The sequence below is a fragment of the Mesorhizobium sp. P3_A9 genome, from assembly GCF_056402975.1.
The window spans coordinates 1-14,750 of record NZ_JBFUGJ010000140.1 but is presented as its reverse complement, the minus strand read 5'-3'; the positions used below and the strand labels follow the sequence as shown (position 1 = coordinate 14,750).

Below are 14,750 nucleotides of genomic sequence, written 5' to 3'. Positions count from 1 at the left end.
CTGTAGTGATGCGGGCACGCTCCACCTCTTCGCCGGCAGAAATCTCGGCTTCCTCGAACGCCTGGCGCTTGGCGATCTGCAACGCTTCAAGGTGGCGCTCGCGAGCAATCCTCACCTCGTCAATGGCGCGCTCCTGCGCGATGCGCGCGGTTTCAGTGGCCTGGTTCTCAACAATCTCGGCGCGGCGCTTTTCAGCCTCTGCCTTCGTGACTTCCAGCGCCTTCTCCGCCAACGCGATCTGACGCTCAAGCTCCGCGATCTCGAGCACCTTTTTGCGCTCGATCTCCAGTCCGCTCTGCGCGCCTTCGCGCTCGATGCGGGCCTTTTCCAGCGACAGTTCCAGGGCGATCTGCTCACGCTCTGTCAGTTCGCGCATTTTCATCTCAGTCTCGTCGAGGGACCGCCGGCGGGCGATCTCGCGGCGTTGCGTGTCCTCTTCGCTCTTGATGCGCTCTTCCGTGATGTTCCTTTCCTGGTTCAGCCGGGATTTCTCGACGGCTTCGCGCGAGGACAGCTGCGCCTGTTCCGATTCCTGGTCGCGGAGCGCGCGCTCGATGGCCAGCTCAGAACGCTGCGACGCACGGCGGATCTCGACCTCGCGTTCCTGTTCGAGCCGCGCATATTCGGTGTCACGGTCGATCTCGAGCACCTTGCGCTGCGTATCGAGGTTCTGGTTGCGGATATCGACGAGGGTGCGCTGTTCAATCTCGTTGCGCATCCGGCGGCGAGTTTCGATGGATTCCGTCAGTTGCGTCAGACCCTCGGCATCGAACGCGTTGGACGGATCGAAATACTCAAGGCTGGTCTGGTCGAGGTCGACGATAGCGACACTCTCAAGTTCGAGACCGTTAGCAGCAAGCGATTCAGAGGCGAGGGTGCGGACCTTGGCCGCGTAGTCGCCGCGCAACTCGTGCATTTCCTCCAGGCTCATCTGGGCAGCGATCGTGCGCATGGCGCCGGCGAATTTTCCCTCAAGCAATTCGCGCAGGCTTTCAGGCTGCAATGTGCGCCGCCCCAGTGTCTGCGCGGCGGCGGCCACCAATTCGCGGCTTGCTCCGACCCGCACGAAGAATTCCGCGATCAGGTCGACGCGCATCCGGTTCTTGGTGATCAATGCGTGAGCGTCTTCGCGGCGCACCTCGATGCGCAGCACGTTCATGTTGACGGGAGTTATTTCGTGCAGGACCGGTATGACGAAAGCGCCGCCATTGACGACCACCTTCTCGCCCATGAAACCGGTTCGCACGAACGCTGTTTCCTTGGTGGAGCGGCGATACAGCCATCGCAGGATATAGACAGCAATCACAACGATGATCGCGGCGACGATCAACCACAAAAGGAACGTGCCAAAAGTCTGTGCGGCCATTTTTCTACCCTCCCAAACAGGATGCGATCGACCGAAGCCGACCGGCTTGATTTTCGTGAGGCTGTCGACTTGCAGATCGGGTCATGCGCGCCTCTGCAGTTTCGGTGCGATTGCATGGAATGCAGTGATCACCGCATCGATGAATGGCGCATCGTTGATGTTGGAACGAACGCGCTGGACCAGCCGCAGTGACGTCTGGCGCACGGTTTTCTCGATCGCCTCAAACAGCGCATTGTCGGCTTCCGGATCGTGGAAGGGTTGCCCGGGTGCGTCGAGCATCGAAACGCCGCCTTCAGGCAGGAGAAAGCGCACAGGCCCATTCATGGCATTCAGCCGCGTGCCGATCCATTCGCCAAACTGCCGGTTTTCATCCCTGGTGGTGCGCATCAGGGTGACATTGGGATTGTGCACGACGAACTTCCGGCTTTTGAATTTTTCCGGCACACTGTCGCGCGGGCCAAAATTGACCATGTCCAGCGCGCCGGTGGACCCGACATAGGGCAAGCCCGTGCGTATCGCCGCTCCGAAGCGATCATCGTTTGCAGGGAACACGCCACCGACCACCATGTCGGCGACTTCCGTCGTTGTCAGGTCGATGAAGGCCGACAGCAGTCGGGAGTCGGCGAGGTTCTCCATGGCCCGGCCACCGATGCCGGTAGCGTGGAAAACCAGGCAGTCATAATCCGCTTCCAACCGTTTGGTGACGGCCTGCACAGCGGGCGTGGTGACGCCAAACATGGTGATGCCGACAGCAGGACGTGCCAGCTTTCGCTTGGCTTCCCAGGCTTCGCCGGAAGGCAGCTGCGCGACCATACCCGCCATGGCGTGAGCAGCGTTGCCCAGGACGGCCTCAGTGATCGAGTTGAGGCCCTGAACATCCGCGACCGAGTGGAACATTATGATATCGGCGCCACCGACATATTTGCCGACGTCGCCGGCTGCCACGGTGGACACCATCAGTTTGGGAACGCCCACCGGCAGGACGCGCATACCGGCGGTGGCCATTGTCGTTCCGCCTGAGCCGCCGGCCGAAATCACGCCGCCAAGACCTGGCTCGCGTTCGATCCAGCGAGCAAAGGCCTCGGCCATTGCGGCGACCGAGCCGCCGCGGTCATTCGAAAACACAGCCGATGATCCTCGCGCATGCATGCCTGCGACCTGCATAGCGGGAACGTCCGCGCTCGACGGCCTTCCCGAGGTGGAGAGGTCGACTGTGCGAACGGGAATCCCGAGCGATTTCAGACGATCGGCCACGAACCGCAATTCCTTCGCCTTCGTGTCGAACGTTCCGGCGACAAGAACGGTGCGGCCGATCCGCTCGGCGAAGGGGATGGCGAAGACCTTTTTCAGGTCGTCTTGAGGATTGTGTTTTTCGACTGCCGCTTGCCGCATGGCTGCAACCGGCACGTTCCACCGGTTTGGCAGCTCGGTGACCGGACGGTAGACCCCATTCTGAACCACCGGCTCTGTGCGTGTGCCTGCCCGATCAATGCGGTAGACCTCCGCCAGTTGCTCTTGCGCTTCGGCAATTGCGGCTGGAGTAACAGCAGGTTCATCAGAGTGGCGGCCAACGCCGAGCAGACGTTGCTGCAAGTCGCGATCGGCAGCAAGCGCCGAGGCTTCCATGACCCGGTTGATGCGCCCGTTGACCATGATCGCGACGCGGTCCGACACGGCCGTTGCAACACCGATATTCTGTTCGATGACGAGGATCGCCATCTCGCCTTCTTCCGCCAGGCTGACGAGCATGCGCTCGACCTGTTCGACAATGACCGGCGCCAGCCCTTCGGTTGGCTCGTCCATGACCAGCAGTTTGGGGTCGCTCAGCAGCGCACGCGAAATGGCCAGCATCTGCTGCTCGCCACCCGACAGTTGAGAGCCGCCATTGCTTTTGCGTTCCGCCAGGCGTGGAAAGGTCTTGTAGACACGCTCGACCGTCCAACTGGCGTCGCGTTTCGACGACATCCGCAAGTGCTCATCCACGGACAGGCTTGGCCAGACTCGCCTGCCTTGGGGGACGTAGCCGACGCCGAGGCGGTGGATCTCGTGCGGCTCGAGCGAGGATATCTCTCGACCGTTGACTCGAATGGAACCGGATTGTGCGCGCTTCAGGCCAGTGATGGTGTTGCACAGTGTCGTCTTGCCCATGCCATTGCGGCCGACGACCGACAACACGCCGGTTTCCAAAGTCAGCGACACGCCCTGGAGCGCATGACTTTGGCCGTAATAGACCTGAAGGTCCTCGATCTTGAGAACCGCCTTGCCTGAGGAAGCGGCGCGCTCAGCCATGCTTGCCTCCAAGGTAGATTTCCTGGACCTCAGGATCGGCCTCGATCTCCTGGGGTGTGCCTTCCTTGAACAGGCGGCCATTGTGCATCATCGAGACATATTCAGAGACGCGAAGCGCCACGTCGAGATCATGCTCGATGATGACATAGCCGATGTGCTTGGGGAGGCCGTTGAGGATCGCAACCAGATCGCGACGCTCTGTCGGCGACAGACCCGCTGCGGGTTCGTCGAACAATATGAACCGGGGTGCGCCGGCGAGGGCCAGCGCAATTTCCAGCTGTCGCTGCTGGCCGTGGCTGAGTGTCGCCACCAACGCGTCGCGGTCGCTGTCCAAATGCACGGCGTGGAGGATCGACTCAGCCTGAACTCTGTTGACGTCATTCAACCGCGGCCGAAGTAATGAGAACCGGCGGCGCGACACTCCGCGGCAGGCCAGGAAGATTGAATCGAGAACCGACAGCCCCTTGAACAACTGCGAAATCTGGTAGGTCCGCCGCAAGCCACGCCTGATGCGTTCATGTGTGGGCAGATCGGTTATGTCTTCGCCGAAGAAGCGGATGCGCCCGGCCGTCGGCAAGAAGTCGCCGGTCACCGCATTGAAAAGCGTCGTCTTGCCGGCACCATTGGAGCCGAGGACCGCGCGCCGTTCGCCGGCCGCGATCCTCATATTGATGCCGGAAAGCGCCACCAGAGCACCGAAGTGACGCGCGACGCCGTCCAGTTCCAGAGCGTAAGCACCGGTTCCTTGCAGACGGGAAGCCATGTCATTCTCGGCCACTGGTGCGCGCTCCTGCGTTCGACCGATTACGGGCAGCTTGGATTGTCGCGGCTCACAGCGCCCAGCGCCGTGAAGTCCGCTTCAGCAATGCCTAGTGTCTGGTTTACCTGCGGAACCACCTTGATCAGCTTGTTCAACAGCGTCCCGTCGGCGTTTTCAGTCACTTCCGTCAGAAAGATGTCGGCAATCGCATTGCGGTTCTTGTCGAGCGAAACCTTGCCCGTCGGCGTCTCAAAAGACAGCGACGAAAGGGTATCGCGCAGCTTCGCACCACCATCGGAAACATCGCCGCCGACCTTGTCGAGGCCAAGCAACGCGGCTTTCATGTTGATGTAGTAGGCATGGGCAAACAGCGACGGCGACGGGAATGCACCTGGCTGCTTTTTGTAAGCCTCGACAAACTTGGTCCAGGAAGCGGTGTCATTCGTGTCAGCCGTCGGACCGGCAGAAGGCGTTCCAACGAGCACGTCACGCAGCTTGCCCTTGGCCGTGAGCACCGTCTGATCGACAGTGATCGAGCCTCCGATTAGCGGGGCCGCACCGCCGGACTGTTGGTATTGAGTCAGGAAGTTCACGGCATCTGCACCGCCGAGCGCCACATAGATTGCGTCGACATTGTCGGGGATGGCAGCGATGACCGAGGAGAAATCCTTGTTACCGATCGGCACCCAGGATTTCGACGGCACGTGTCCGCCTGCCTTGCAGAACTCAGCCATAAAGCCGAACACCTGCGTGTAGGGGAAGGAGTAGTCCTCCGCGACGGTCGCGACGGTCTTGTAGCCTTTGTCCTTGAAAGCGTAAGTGCCCAGGCCTGCCATCCATTGCGCGCCATCGGTTCCAAAGCGGAAGAAGTTCGGGGCAGGATCCCTGAAAGTCGTGTCCTGGGCAGCGGATGCGCCATTCAGGAACGTGACCGTCGGCTGGGTCTTGGCATAGTCCTTGACGGCCAGGCCTTCGTCACCAGAAAGCGGACCGATCAGGACCTTGACGCCATCCTGTTCGACCAGCTTGCGGGCCGCGCGCACCGCACTGTCGGGTGACGCGTCGGACGACCCCTTGATGATCTCGATCTTTTTGCCCGCCACGGTGCCGGCGACCTCTTCCACGGCGGTCATTGCGCCGCGCTCGCTATCTTCGCCAAGCACCGTGAAGGGCCCTTCGAAGGTCGCAAGCAGGCCGATCTTGATGGTGTCGTCAGCGGCGAGAGCCAAGGACGGAGCGGTCAGTCCGCTCGCCAATGCCAAAGCCAGTAATGTGCGTCTGTGCATCCTCATTATTTCCTCCCTTGATTGACAGAGTTGTGCAGTTCATTCCGCCCGGCCGTCACAGGCTGGGGCGCAAGGACTCCTGAGAAAAGTTGGGCTTGAACTTTGCCCACAACCCAAGAATTCCATCTGGTGAAATGAAAACGATCACCAGGAAGACGAGGCCGATCAGGGTGTTGAAACGCTCGGCCCCGACGAGATCGATCGCGAACGTCTGCATCAGAACGACGACGAGGGCTCCAAGGAACGGCCCGATCGGATGCCGCAGACCACCAATGACAGCGATGATCAGAACATCGATTGCAGCGTCCACACCGATGGTGCCGGGCGATACGCGGCCATTGAACCAGACCAGGAGCACACCGGCCAACCCACCTATGATGCCGGCCAGAAACCAGGCGAACACCTTGTGCGCAGTAACGTTGAAGCCCAGAGCGCGCATGCGGCGGGGATTGTCACGGATCGCCTGCAGGGTCAGCCCGAACGTTGACCTGGAGCCGTAGAGGATCGCGGCATAGGCGAGCACCGAGAATCCAAGGCACAGGTAATAGAACGCCTTCGGATCGCGCCAGTTCACGCCCCAGAAAGCTGGGGCGCGTATGCCGGCATAGCCCGAATGGCCATTGAAGATCGCGTAGTTCTGCTGCGCGAAGTAGAAGGTGGCGGTGGCAATCGCCAGCGTGATCATGATGGTGTAGATGCCTTCGGTGCGGACCGATATCCATCCGATCAGGGACGAGGCGATCGCCGCGATCAGGATCGCAACCGGAGCCGCAATCCACCAGGGCCAGCCAAAGCCAAGAAGGTGGCTGTTGTTGTCGCCGAAGATCGCGATGCAATAGGCCGCGATACCCGCGACGGTGATCTGAGCCAGGCTGACCATGCCGCCGTAGCCGGCGAGCATCATCAACGACAGGCCGAGCATGCCAAAGATTAAGGAGTAGCCGCCGATCTGCGTCAGGAAGAAATCCGACGCCACCAGCGGATACAGAACCAGCGCGATGGCGAGAAGAATGTGACCGGCGCCAATTTTGTCCAGCCAGGTTGGCTGAGTTGTGGCGGGCGTGGATTGGAGGCTCATGGTCATCGTGATTTGCCCATGATGCCTTGCGGCCGGATCGCAAGTGTCACGACCATGATGATGAAGGTCAGCACGACGCCGTAGGTCGGGAAGTAGACCAGGCCGAGTTGTTCGGCCAAACCAATGAGAAGCGCGCCTATGGCTGCGCCTGATATCGAGCCCATGCCGCCAACGATGACGACTACGAGCGAGGCCAGCAGATAACGAATGTCTTCACCCGGCGCGACGGACAGCGCCGATCCGCCAACGACCCCGGCAAAGCCGGCAAGTCCGGCTCCAACCGCAAAGACGATGGCGAAGACCGCATGCACGTTGACGCCAGAGGCTGAAAGCATAGCGCGATCGTCGACGCCGGCGCGGATCATCATGCCGACGCGGGTCTTGTTCAGCATCAGCCACAGGCCGATGCCAATGACGATGGCTGCGGCCAGCACGGCGATCCGATAGAATGGGTAGGTGAGAAAGACCGATGCGCCGTTGGATCGGACCGCCGTTATGACAGGCAAGGTCACTGCACCATCGAGCCATTCCGGCACCGCGATCTGATAGGTGCCGCCCGCCCAGACCGCCAGCATCAGGTCGGCCGCCACGATCGAGATGCCGATGCTGACCAGGGTTTGCCTAAGGTCGTCACCCTCCAAGCGACGGAACACGACGACCTGCATGACGACACCGATCACTGCAAGCACGATGAAGCCCGCGGCGACCCCCAGCAACCAGTAGCCGGTGCGGTCCGCCACTTCGTAACCGATGTAGGCGCCGAGCAGGTAAAGCGAACCATGCGCCAGGTTGACGTTGCGCATGAGGCCGAAGATCAAAGTGAAACCGCTGGCAACCAGAAAGTAGAGACCTGCCAGCGTTATGCCGTTGAGCACGGCGCTGACGAAGGCTTTCTTCGATATGAGGACCGCGTTGAGCCAATCCGGCCAGACGGCGAAAACGAGCCATGCAACGAGCGCGGCGATCAGGAGCCAGAAAAGGCCCCATGCCTGTCGGCGCGAAACGCCGCCGCCCGAGATCCCGGACGAAGATGGCCGGTCCAGGATGCTCATGCCGTCAGTCGCCGGCGCTGTTCGTTGATACGCGGTGCCTTGTGGAATTTACCGTCCTTCATGATGGCGAGGATGCGGTTCTTATCCTGGAGAATTCGGACGTCTGATATCGGATCGCCGTCGATCAGAAGGAGGTCGGCGAGATAGCCTTCCTTGATCATGCCGAGCTCGTCGCCCATACACATAATCTGGCCACCATATTTGGTTCCGGCCTGGATCGCCTCCATCGGCGAGAAGCCAAGCATCTCGACAAATGTCTGAATATCCTTGGCGTTGGTGCCTTGCGGTGTCCAAGCAAAACCGTAGTCGCCACCAATCAGAACGCGGATGCCGCGCCGGTGCATTTTCTTCATCGTGTCGACGCACATCTCGAGCTCTCGCTCATATTCGAGCGACAGCGGCGAGCCAGGCTTGATGCCCCATTGCTCGGCATGGCGAGCAGTGTTGATGAGCCAGGCAATGCCGGGCGCGACGAAGTGCTTGTCTTTTGCGGCCTCCAACATATCGAGGGCTTCTTCGTCCGCAAATGATGCGTGAAAGATGTTCTGGATGCCGTGCCTGATGCACTGCTTGACCGATCCAGATGAGCGCGCGTGTGCCGACAACACCTTGTTGCGGCAGCGTGCCTCCGAGGCCGCCATGGCGACCTCCTCTTCGGACATTGGTGTCTCTTCGGCGCCCATACCGGTGATGCTTTCACCGGACAGATTGAGCTTGATTGAGTCGACGCCGTATTTGATCAGCTGCCGCACGGTGCGCCGGATTTCTTCCGGCCCCGATACGACGATTCCCAGGTTGAGGCCCTCATGCGGGATATGCGACGGCGATGAATCGCCAAGGCCACCCACAGTGGTGATCTCAGGCCCAGCGGCTAGATAGCGTGGCCCGGGGAACCGTCCCTGATTGATGAACTTCTTGCAGACGACGTCGAGCCTCGCCTTGGCTGCAGCAGCACCGCGACCCGCCGTGAAGCCAGCGTCCAGCACGAGCTTGGCCATTTCCATCGTGACCAGCATATGCTCTTCGACCTCCATCATCTGGATCGGGTCGATGCCGGGCGCATTGTTCCAAGACAGGTGCAAATGGGCATCGATCATGCCGGGCATCAGCGTCGCGCCCATGCCGTCAATGACTGTGGCGCCGCCACCATATGACGGTGACGATGTCGAGCCAAAACGCGACGAACCCTTGGTGATCTGCTTGATGCGGTTGCCCTGCACCAGCACTTCCCCGGTGTAGGGATACTCACCGGTCGCGTCGAGCACGCGCACGTTGGTGAAGAGCGTGCCGCCCGAACCGTTTCCGTTCCAGCTGTCTTCTGCCATCTTATCCTCCCAAAAACATTCGAACGCGCAGTTTTACGCGCTGTTCAGGTCCTCACCTATCAACGCGTCGCAAAAAATCGGCGAGCTTTTGGCTGCTTTCGCGGGGGCACTCAACGGTAGCCCAGTGTCCGCACCGATCGAGCGAAGAGATTACGGCTCCCTTGATCCGATCGGCAAGCGCTTGGCCGATGCTCATCGGATTGACTGTGTCGGCGTCGCCGGTGACCAACAGGGTAGGGGTCGCGATGTGCCTGGGGTCGACCGCCGCCGCCTTCGCCAGTGCCTCGCAAGTGCGCGCATAAGACTCCGGATCCTGCCGCGTTATCGACTCGCGCACGAAGGCGACCGCCGCAGGCGACGTCTCTCTTGTATGCGCCGACAGCGCATTGGCGACGATCTGATCGGCTATGTCGGCAATGCCGCCGGCTCTGGCCAGTTGAGCTCGCTTGACGAGGCCCTGCCGTGTTGCTTCGGCAGGTTCGGCCAAGGCGCCGAACAATGCCAGCGAAGCGACCAGCGCAGACTGTTTGGCAGCTATTTGCTGGCAGACGATGGTGCCCATCGAATGACCGACGAAATGTGCCCGCGTTACGCCCATGCCGTCCATGGCGCGGGTAACGGCATCGCTCATGATTTCGATCGTTAGCGGCTCAAATGGCCTTGGCGAGCGCCCCGAGCCAGGCAGATCCAGCCGGACTACACGATAGCTGGAGAGTGCCGCCATCTGCGGCTGGAACATGTTCGACGTTCCACCAAGGCCATGGATCATCACCACCGGCATGCCTTCGCCGGTGACCTCGGCAACGATCGGCCCGATCGTCACTGTTGTCATTGCGCACGCTCCGCGAAGCGGTTCTCCAGGGACCCAATGCCGTCGATCTCGACGCGGACGACGTCGCCAGCCTTCAGGTATCTCGGCGGATCAAACCCAATACCGACGCCTGCTGGCGTCCCCGTCGCAATGATATCGCCAGGGTTCAGTGTGATGCCTTGCGACAGCGTCGAGATGATCGTCGGGATATCAAAAATGAGCAGCGAAATCTTCGAGTTCTGGCGCAGGTCGTCATTGACGAAACAGCGGACAGACGCACTATCGAGGTCGAGTTCGTCCTTGGTTATGGCCCAAGGCCCCATGGGGCAAAACGTGTCCTGGGACTTGCCTATCAGCCACTGGCTGTATTTGCCCTGCAGATCGCGCGCGGTGACATCGTTGACGATCGTGTAGCCCCAAACGTGATCGTAAGCGTCTTCCTTTGAAATTCCGCGCCCGCCCTTGCCGATGATGACGGCAAGCTCAGCCTCATAGTCGATGGCCGTCGATACAGTGGAGTCGATCAGCACATTGGTGTTGGTCGGTATCACCGACTCCGGAACCTTGGTGAAGATGATCGGGTGCTTGGGGATGGTCCCTGCGGCTGCGCTTGAATCGAATCCGCTGCGGGAAAATTCGTGGGCATGCTCGTGGTAGTTCTTGCCGACGCAGAAAATGTTGCGAGCCGGCAGCGGGATTGGCGCTTCGATCTCGACCTGCGCAAGCGGGATGGGCGAAAGCGTGCGCGGCATCCCGGCGCCATTGCGACGGATCAGCGCCAGAAGACCGGTCTGTGCCTGCTCGACAGGTAGATCAAAAGGCGAAACAGTCTGCCTGTCGAGATCGACGACGCCGACGCGACGCTCACCGGCGATCGCAAATGTCGCAATTTTCATGCCTCTCTCCCTGAACCTTTTGTGAGCCAATATGCGGCCTTTGAAGACAAAATAGTCACGATTGGTTGGGCTTGGCAATGGGCTGAGTGCATGAATCTTTGCATATCTGGCAGAAAAAGCCTATTTCTGGCTAAAACTACTAGACCGGGCGCGCAATCGCTGATATTATTGGTTCACAATTGGATCAGATAGAAGTTGGAAATGCCGAAGCTCGTTGCGAACGATATTGCCTTGATGCTCAAGAAGCGGATTTCATCCGGCGAATGGCTTGAGGACGGGCGGATGCCTCCGGAGCGTGATCTGGCGGTCGAGTTTGGGGTGGCGCGCAACACGGTGCGGCGCGCCGTCGGTTTCCTGGAAGGCGACGGGACCGTTGTTCGCCACGTCGGCCGCGGGACATTTCTAACCGCGACAAATCCCCTGTCGATTGCCTCGATGGTGGCGCGAATGGAAGGCACCAGCCCGGCCGATATGATGGAGATCAGGCAATTGCTGGAACCGGCTGCCGCGGCTTTTGCCGCGACCAACGCGAGCGCGGCCGAGCTCAACGCTGTTCGCGAAGCACATAAGACCGCCTGCGAGTCGCAAGACATGCCCACATTCGAGCATTGGGACGCGGAATTCCATCATCGCGTCTTCGCATGCTGCCGCAATGATTTTTTGAAGGAGATTCATAACCTCATGCGTGCGATCCGAAACCAGTCGCCTTGGTTCGAGATGAAGAAGCGGTCATTCTCCGAAGAGCGCCGTCAGGTGTATTGCGATGAGCATCAGGCCCTCCTGGATGCGTTGCTGCGTCGCGATCCCGACGGCTCCAAGACGGCGATGTTGATCCACCTTAGAACCGTCGAGAAGAACCTCCTGGGACGTTGAAGTCGGCCAAAGTCAGCGTGCTTGGCCATTCATCGCTTGTCTCCTCGACCCTTCAGTCTGTGGAGCGCGTCCACACGGCAGCTTTTGAACTGAACCGTGACTCAGCGGCCAGTCCGGTTACGGCCCCGCAACAGTCGAGCGGCGTTTCTCTGGTGGCCAATCATGGCCGAAGGAGAAACGAAATGGGACACTCGTGCTACGACCTCACCGACTCCGATCGCCGGGCATGGAATGCCGGGAAGAAGGTCGGAACGAAACGCCCTCTGAAACCTCGACAGATATGGGCGATACGCTTCTTTCTCGATCGAGAGCTGCGTCTGCGAGACAGAGCGCTCTTCGATTTGGCGATCGACAGCAATTTGCGCGGCTGCGATCTCGTCAAGATCAAAATCGGCAACCTCGTTGTAGGACCGGAAGTCCGAACTCGCGCGATGGTCATCCAACAGAAAACCGGCCGACCTGTTCAGTTCGAGTTGATGAGCGACGTACGCTCCAGCCTTCTCGCATGGCTGGAGCGACGCGGCGGAACAGTCGACGATTACGCGTTTCCGAGCAGGATCAATCCAAGGGCTCACATGAGTACAAGGCAGTATGCACGCCTTGTCGACGAATGGGTGGAGGCGATCGGGCTTAGACCAGACGACTACGGAACCCATTCCCTGCGTCGCACCAAGGCCTCGATTATCTACAAAGCGACGGGAAATCTGCGAGCCATCCAGATTTTGCTCGGTCATACCAAGATCGAGAACACGGTCCGCTATCTGGGAGTCGATGTTGAGGACGCTCTCGAACTTTCCGAGGCAACTGAGGTTTGATCAGGTGCGGCTCCACTTCACGAGTGGAGCCGTGACCAATTTGCGCCGGTGGTTTCAACCGGTCATTGCAACACTTTCTGCAGCCTATCGGCCGGCGTTTCGAAGTCCAAGGTTTTTCGGGGCCGTTGATTGAGCCGTAGGGCGACGTCGTCGAGTTGGGCCTGCGAGACATGGGAGAAGTTTGTTGCTCTCGGGAAGTACTGCCTGAGCAGGCCGTTGGTGTTTTCGTTGCTGCCGCGTTGCCAGGGACTGCGCGGGTCGCAGAAGTAGACCTGTAGGTCGGTTGCCACGGTGAAGCTCTTGTGACGAGCCATCTCCTTGCCCTGGTCCCATGTCAACGAGCGCCGCAACTCTTCGGGCAACGTGCCGATCTTCTCGGCGAGGGCCGCCACGACGGTCGCCGAGTCCCTCCTGGCCAACTTTACAAGCATCGTGAACCGGCTGTGTCGCTCGACGAGGGTGGCGATGTTCGTGTCGTTAGCACCGGTGAGCAGATCACCCTCCCAATGACCTGGAATGGCACGATCCTCAGCCTCGGCGGGGCGCTCGCGGATGGAGACCATATCGAGGATTTGTCCTTGCCCCGTCCGGGTAAGCGCGCCTTTGGCGAGGCGCATCTGTCGTTTGGTGCGCAGATGCGCTGTCAGCTCCTTCTTGAGCACCCCTCGCGACTGGATGAACAGGCTGCGATAGATCGCTTCATGAGATATCCGCATGCTTGGATCGCCTGGGTACGCTCGCCTCAGCCAGCCCGCTATCTGCTCCGGCGACCATTGCAGCGCCAGCTTTTGCGCCACCCGCCACCGTAGCCGCCCAGAGCATGCCAGGCGACACTGCTTCGGTCGAAGCGCTCGCTGCCAAGCCTGCTTGTCGGCCCGAGTTGCACGATACGTTTGTGCACCGCCGTTGCGAGAGATCTCCCGACATATCGTTGATGGGGATCGCCCCAGACTCCGTGCAATAACGCGGATGGCAAGACCTGCCGCAATCCCGCGAGAGATCTCTTCGCGCTCCCCCAGCTCGAGCGCCGAGGCCGCTCTACGCCTTGCTGACGGAGCAATGCCGCCGTGTAAGGATACGATCCGCTGAACGCCGCCCTTGTTCCGGCGCTCAAGTGCGCGCGAGATCGACGAAATGCTCTGGCCTTGCTTCCATCGATCCCAGAGCTCGGCCTTCTGTTCTGACGTAAACCAGATCCGCGACGTCACCATGCGACACCTCCCATCCTCTCAGATTAAAGGTGTTGCGACGACCGGTTGAACCCACCGCCCCATTTCGGACGTCCAAGCAAACGTTGCCTTCGCCTGAAAGCGGACTTCCTGGCACTCGTCCCGAACGACAGCCAAGTGCCCCATTTCGGTCGTCTAATTGTATGAAAATCTAGCTCGAAAGCGGACGGAGGATGGGAGCAGCGGGGTCAATGTTTGACGCCGTATATGCCAGCCGTATTGTGGCTCGATGATCGGCCTGCAGCCGGCCATAACGTAAGGACGTTATGTTATACGTAATTGCTCCTGCCGAAAGTTTCGACTTGTCGTTCCGGAACGCAGAGTGACAGCTCCGGCTAGCGTGCCTTCACCGCGCGCTCGACCTGGTGCCAGATCGGGATTTTCCGAGTTTTATGGGTGCAGCGGGTGTTGAACAATTTGATCCACGCGACTTGCACGTCCATTAGGATCCCCATAGTCCGGGCTACCAAAGAGTCGTCGATGGCTTCCGGATCGCCATGGATGAAAGCATTGCGGCGCTCCTGAATCGTGCGGATTTGCTCGGCCAGCGGTACGTAGTCCAAGGCGGCCAGGTCCTCCCAGAAGGATACACCCCACAGCGACTTGTGCAGCTCGTCGAGTTGGCCGCCGACGAACTTGAACTTGCGGAGGATCTTAGCCGCCTCGGCTTCGTCGAGGTCGCCAAGTGCCGCGTTATAGAAGCGGTCCATCAGGGACTCGAAGAACGCCCAGAACAAGATGACGATAACCAACTTCCGCGATGTCTTGCCTATCGGCGCCGGGCCATCGTCCGCGCGCTCCCATTCCCGCCTCATCATCTCGAGCAAGAGATGGGTGGACCAACCCAGGGCACCCGGCACGGTTCGCCGCTCGACATAGCTGCCGTCAGGCTGCCTGACCTTTTCGGCTTCGATCACGTGGCCGCAAACGGGGCAGGCGATGCGGTCGTACAGCGCGTTGCACTCGTTGC

13 protein-coding genes are annotated in these 14,750 nt (G+C 60.2%); 2 read left to right on the top strand and 11 right to left on the bottom strand.

Annotated features, from left to right (window positions below; all coding sequences use genetic code 11):
* The 9 genes from AC1DX0_RS19270 to AC1DX0_RS19230 form a co-directional block, all read right to left on the bottom strand.
* A partial coding sequence (locus AC1DX0_RS19270) for a flotillin family protein (RefSeq protein ID WP_477356453.1) occupies positions 1 to 1,366 on the bottom strand: 1,366 nt, incomplete at its 3' end.
* Between the two features lie 81 nt (positions 1,367 to 1,447).
* Entirely contained in the window at positions 1,448 to 3,655 is a 2,208-nt protein-coding gene (locus AC1DX0_RS19265; protein WP_477224616.1) for a Tm-1-like ATP-binding domain-containing protein, read from the bottom strand.
* Positions 3,648 to 4,418: an ABC transporter ATP-binding protein gene (locus AC1DX0_RS19260; RefSeq protein WP_477224624.1), complete on the bottom strand. Its 771-nt coding sequence runs from the start codon at positions 4,416 to 4,418 to the stop codon at positions 3,648 to 3,650. The genes AC1DX0_RS19265 and AC1DX0_RS19260 overlap by 8 nt, the downstream gene beginning before the upstream one ends.
* Before the next feature lie 41 nt (positions 4,419 to 4,459).
* Positions 4,460 to 5,701: an ABC transporter substrate-binding protein gene (locus AC1DX0_RS19255; RefSeq protein WP_477224623.1), complete on the bottom strand. Its 1,242-nt coding sequence runs from the start codon at positions 5,699 to 5,701 to the stop codon at positions 4,460 to 4,462.
* A gap of 55 nt (positions 5,702 to 5,756) precedes the next feature.
* Positions 5,757 to 6,785, bottom strand: coding sequence for a branched-chain amino acid ABC transporter permease (locus AC1DX0_RS19250; RefSeq protein ID WP_477224615.1), 1,029 nt, complete (start codon positions 6,783 to 6,785; stop codon positions 5,757 to 5,759).
* Positions 6,782 to 7,831, bottom strand: coding sequence for a branched-chain amino acid ABC transporter permease (locus tag AC1DX0_RS19245; RefSeq protein ID WP_477224614.1), 1,050 nt, complete (start codon positions 7,829 to 7,831; stop codon positions 6,782 to 6,784). Before AC1DX0_RS19245 ends, AC1DX0_RS19250 begins: the two co-directional genes overlap by 4 nt.
* A complete protein-coding gene (locus AC1DX0_RS19240; RefSeq protein ID WP_477224613.1) occupies positions 7,828 to 9,156 on the bottom strand; it encodes a metal-dependent hydrolase family protein in 1,329 nt (442 codons plus the stop codon). The genes AC1DX0_RS19245 and AC1DX0_RS19240 overlap by 4 nt, the downstream gene beginning before the upstream one ends.
* Positions 9,157 to 9,208: 52 nt before the next feature.
* Positions 9,209 to 9,937, bottom strand: coding sequence for an alpha/beta fold hydrolase (locus AC1DX0_RS19235; RefSeq protein ID WP_477224612.1), 729 nt, complete (start codon positions 9,935 to 9,937; stop codon positions 9,209 to 9,211).
* Between the two features lie 47 nt (positions 9,938 to 9,984).
* Positions 9,985 to 10,863, bottom strand: a complete 879-nt coding sequence (locus AC1DX0_RS19230) for a fumarylacetoacetate hydrolase family protein (protein WP_477224611.1) — start codon at positions 10,861 to 10,863, stop codon at positions 9,985 to 9,987.
* Between the two features lie 201 nt (positions 10,864 to 11,064).
* Here AC1DX0_RS19230 and AC1DX0_RS19225 point away from each other — a divergent pair, with 201 nt between their 5' ends.
* Positions 11,065 to 11,736 carry a FadR/GntR family transcriptional regulator gene (locus AC1DX0_RS19225; protein ID WP_477224610.1) on the top strand — a complete coding sequence of 224 codons (672 nt, stop codon included), beginning with the start codon at positions 11,065 to 11,067 and terminating at the stop codon, positions 11,734 to 11,736.
* 182 nt (positions 11,737 to 11,918) lie between these two features.
* Positions 11,919 to 12,551 (top strand): tyrosine-type recombinase/integrase, encoded by a 633-nt coding sequence (locus AC1DX0_RS19220; protein ID WP_477224622.1) that lies wholly within the window; start codon positions 11,919 to 11,921, stop codon positions 12,549 to 12,551.
* Between the two features lie 62 nt (positions 12,552 to 12,613).
* On the opposite strand, the gene AC1DX0_RS19215 is transcribed toward AC1DX0_RS19220, so the two are convergent.
* Positions 12,614 to 13,762 (bottom strand): IS30 family transposase, encoded by a 1,149-nt coding sequence (locus AC1DX0_RS19215; protein ID WP_441940046.1) that lies wholly within the window; start codon positions 13,760 to 13,762, stop codon positions 12,614 to 12,616.
* Between the two features lie 353 nt (positions 13,763 to 14,115).
* Positions 14,116 to 14,750: hypothetical protein (locus AC1DX0_RS19210; protein WP_477356451.1), on the bottom strand; the 635-nt coding region annotated here is incomplete at its 5' end.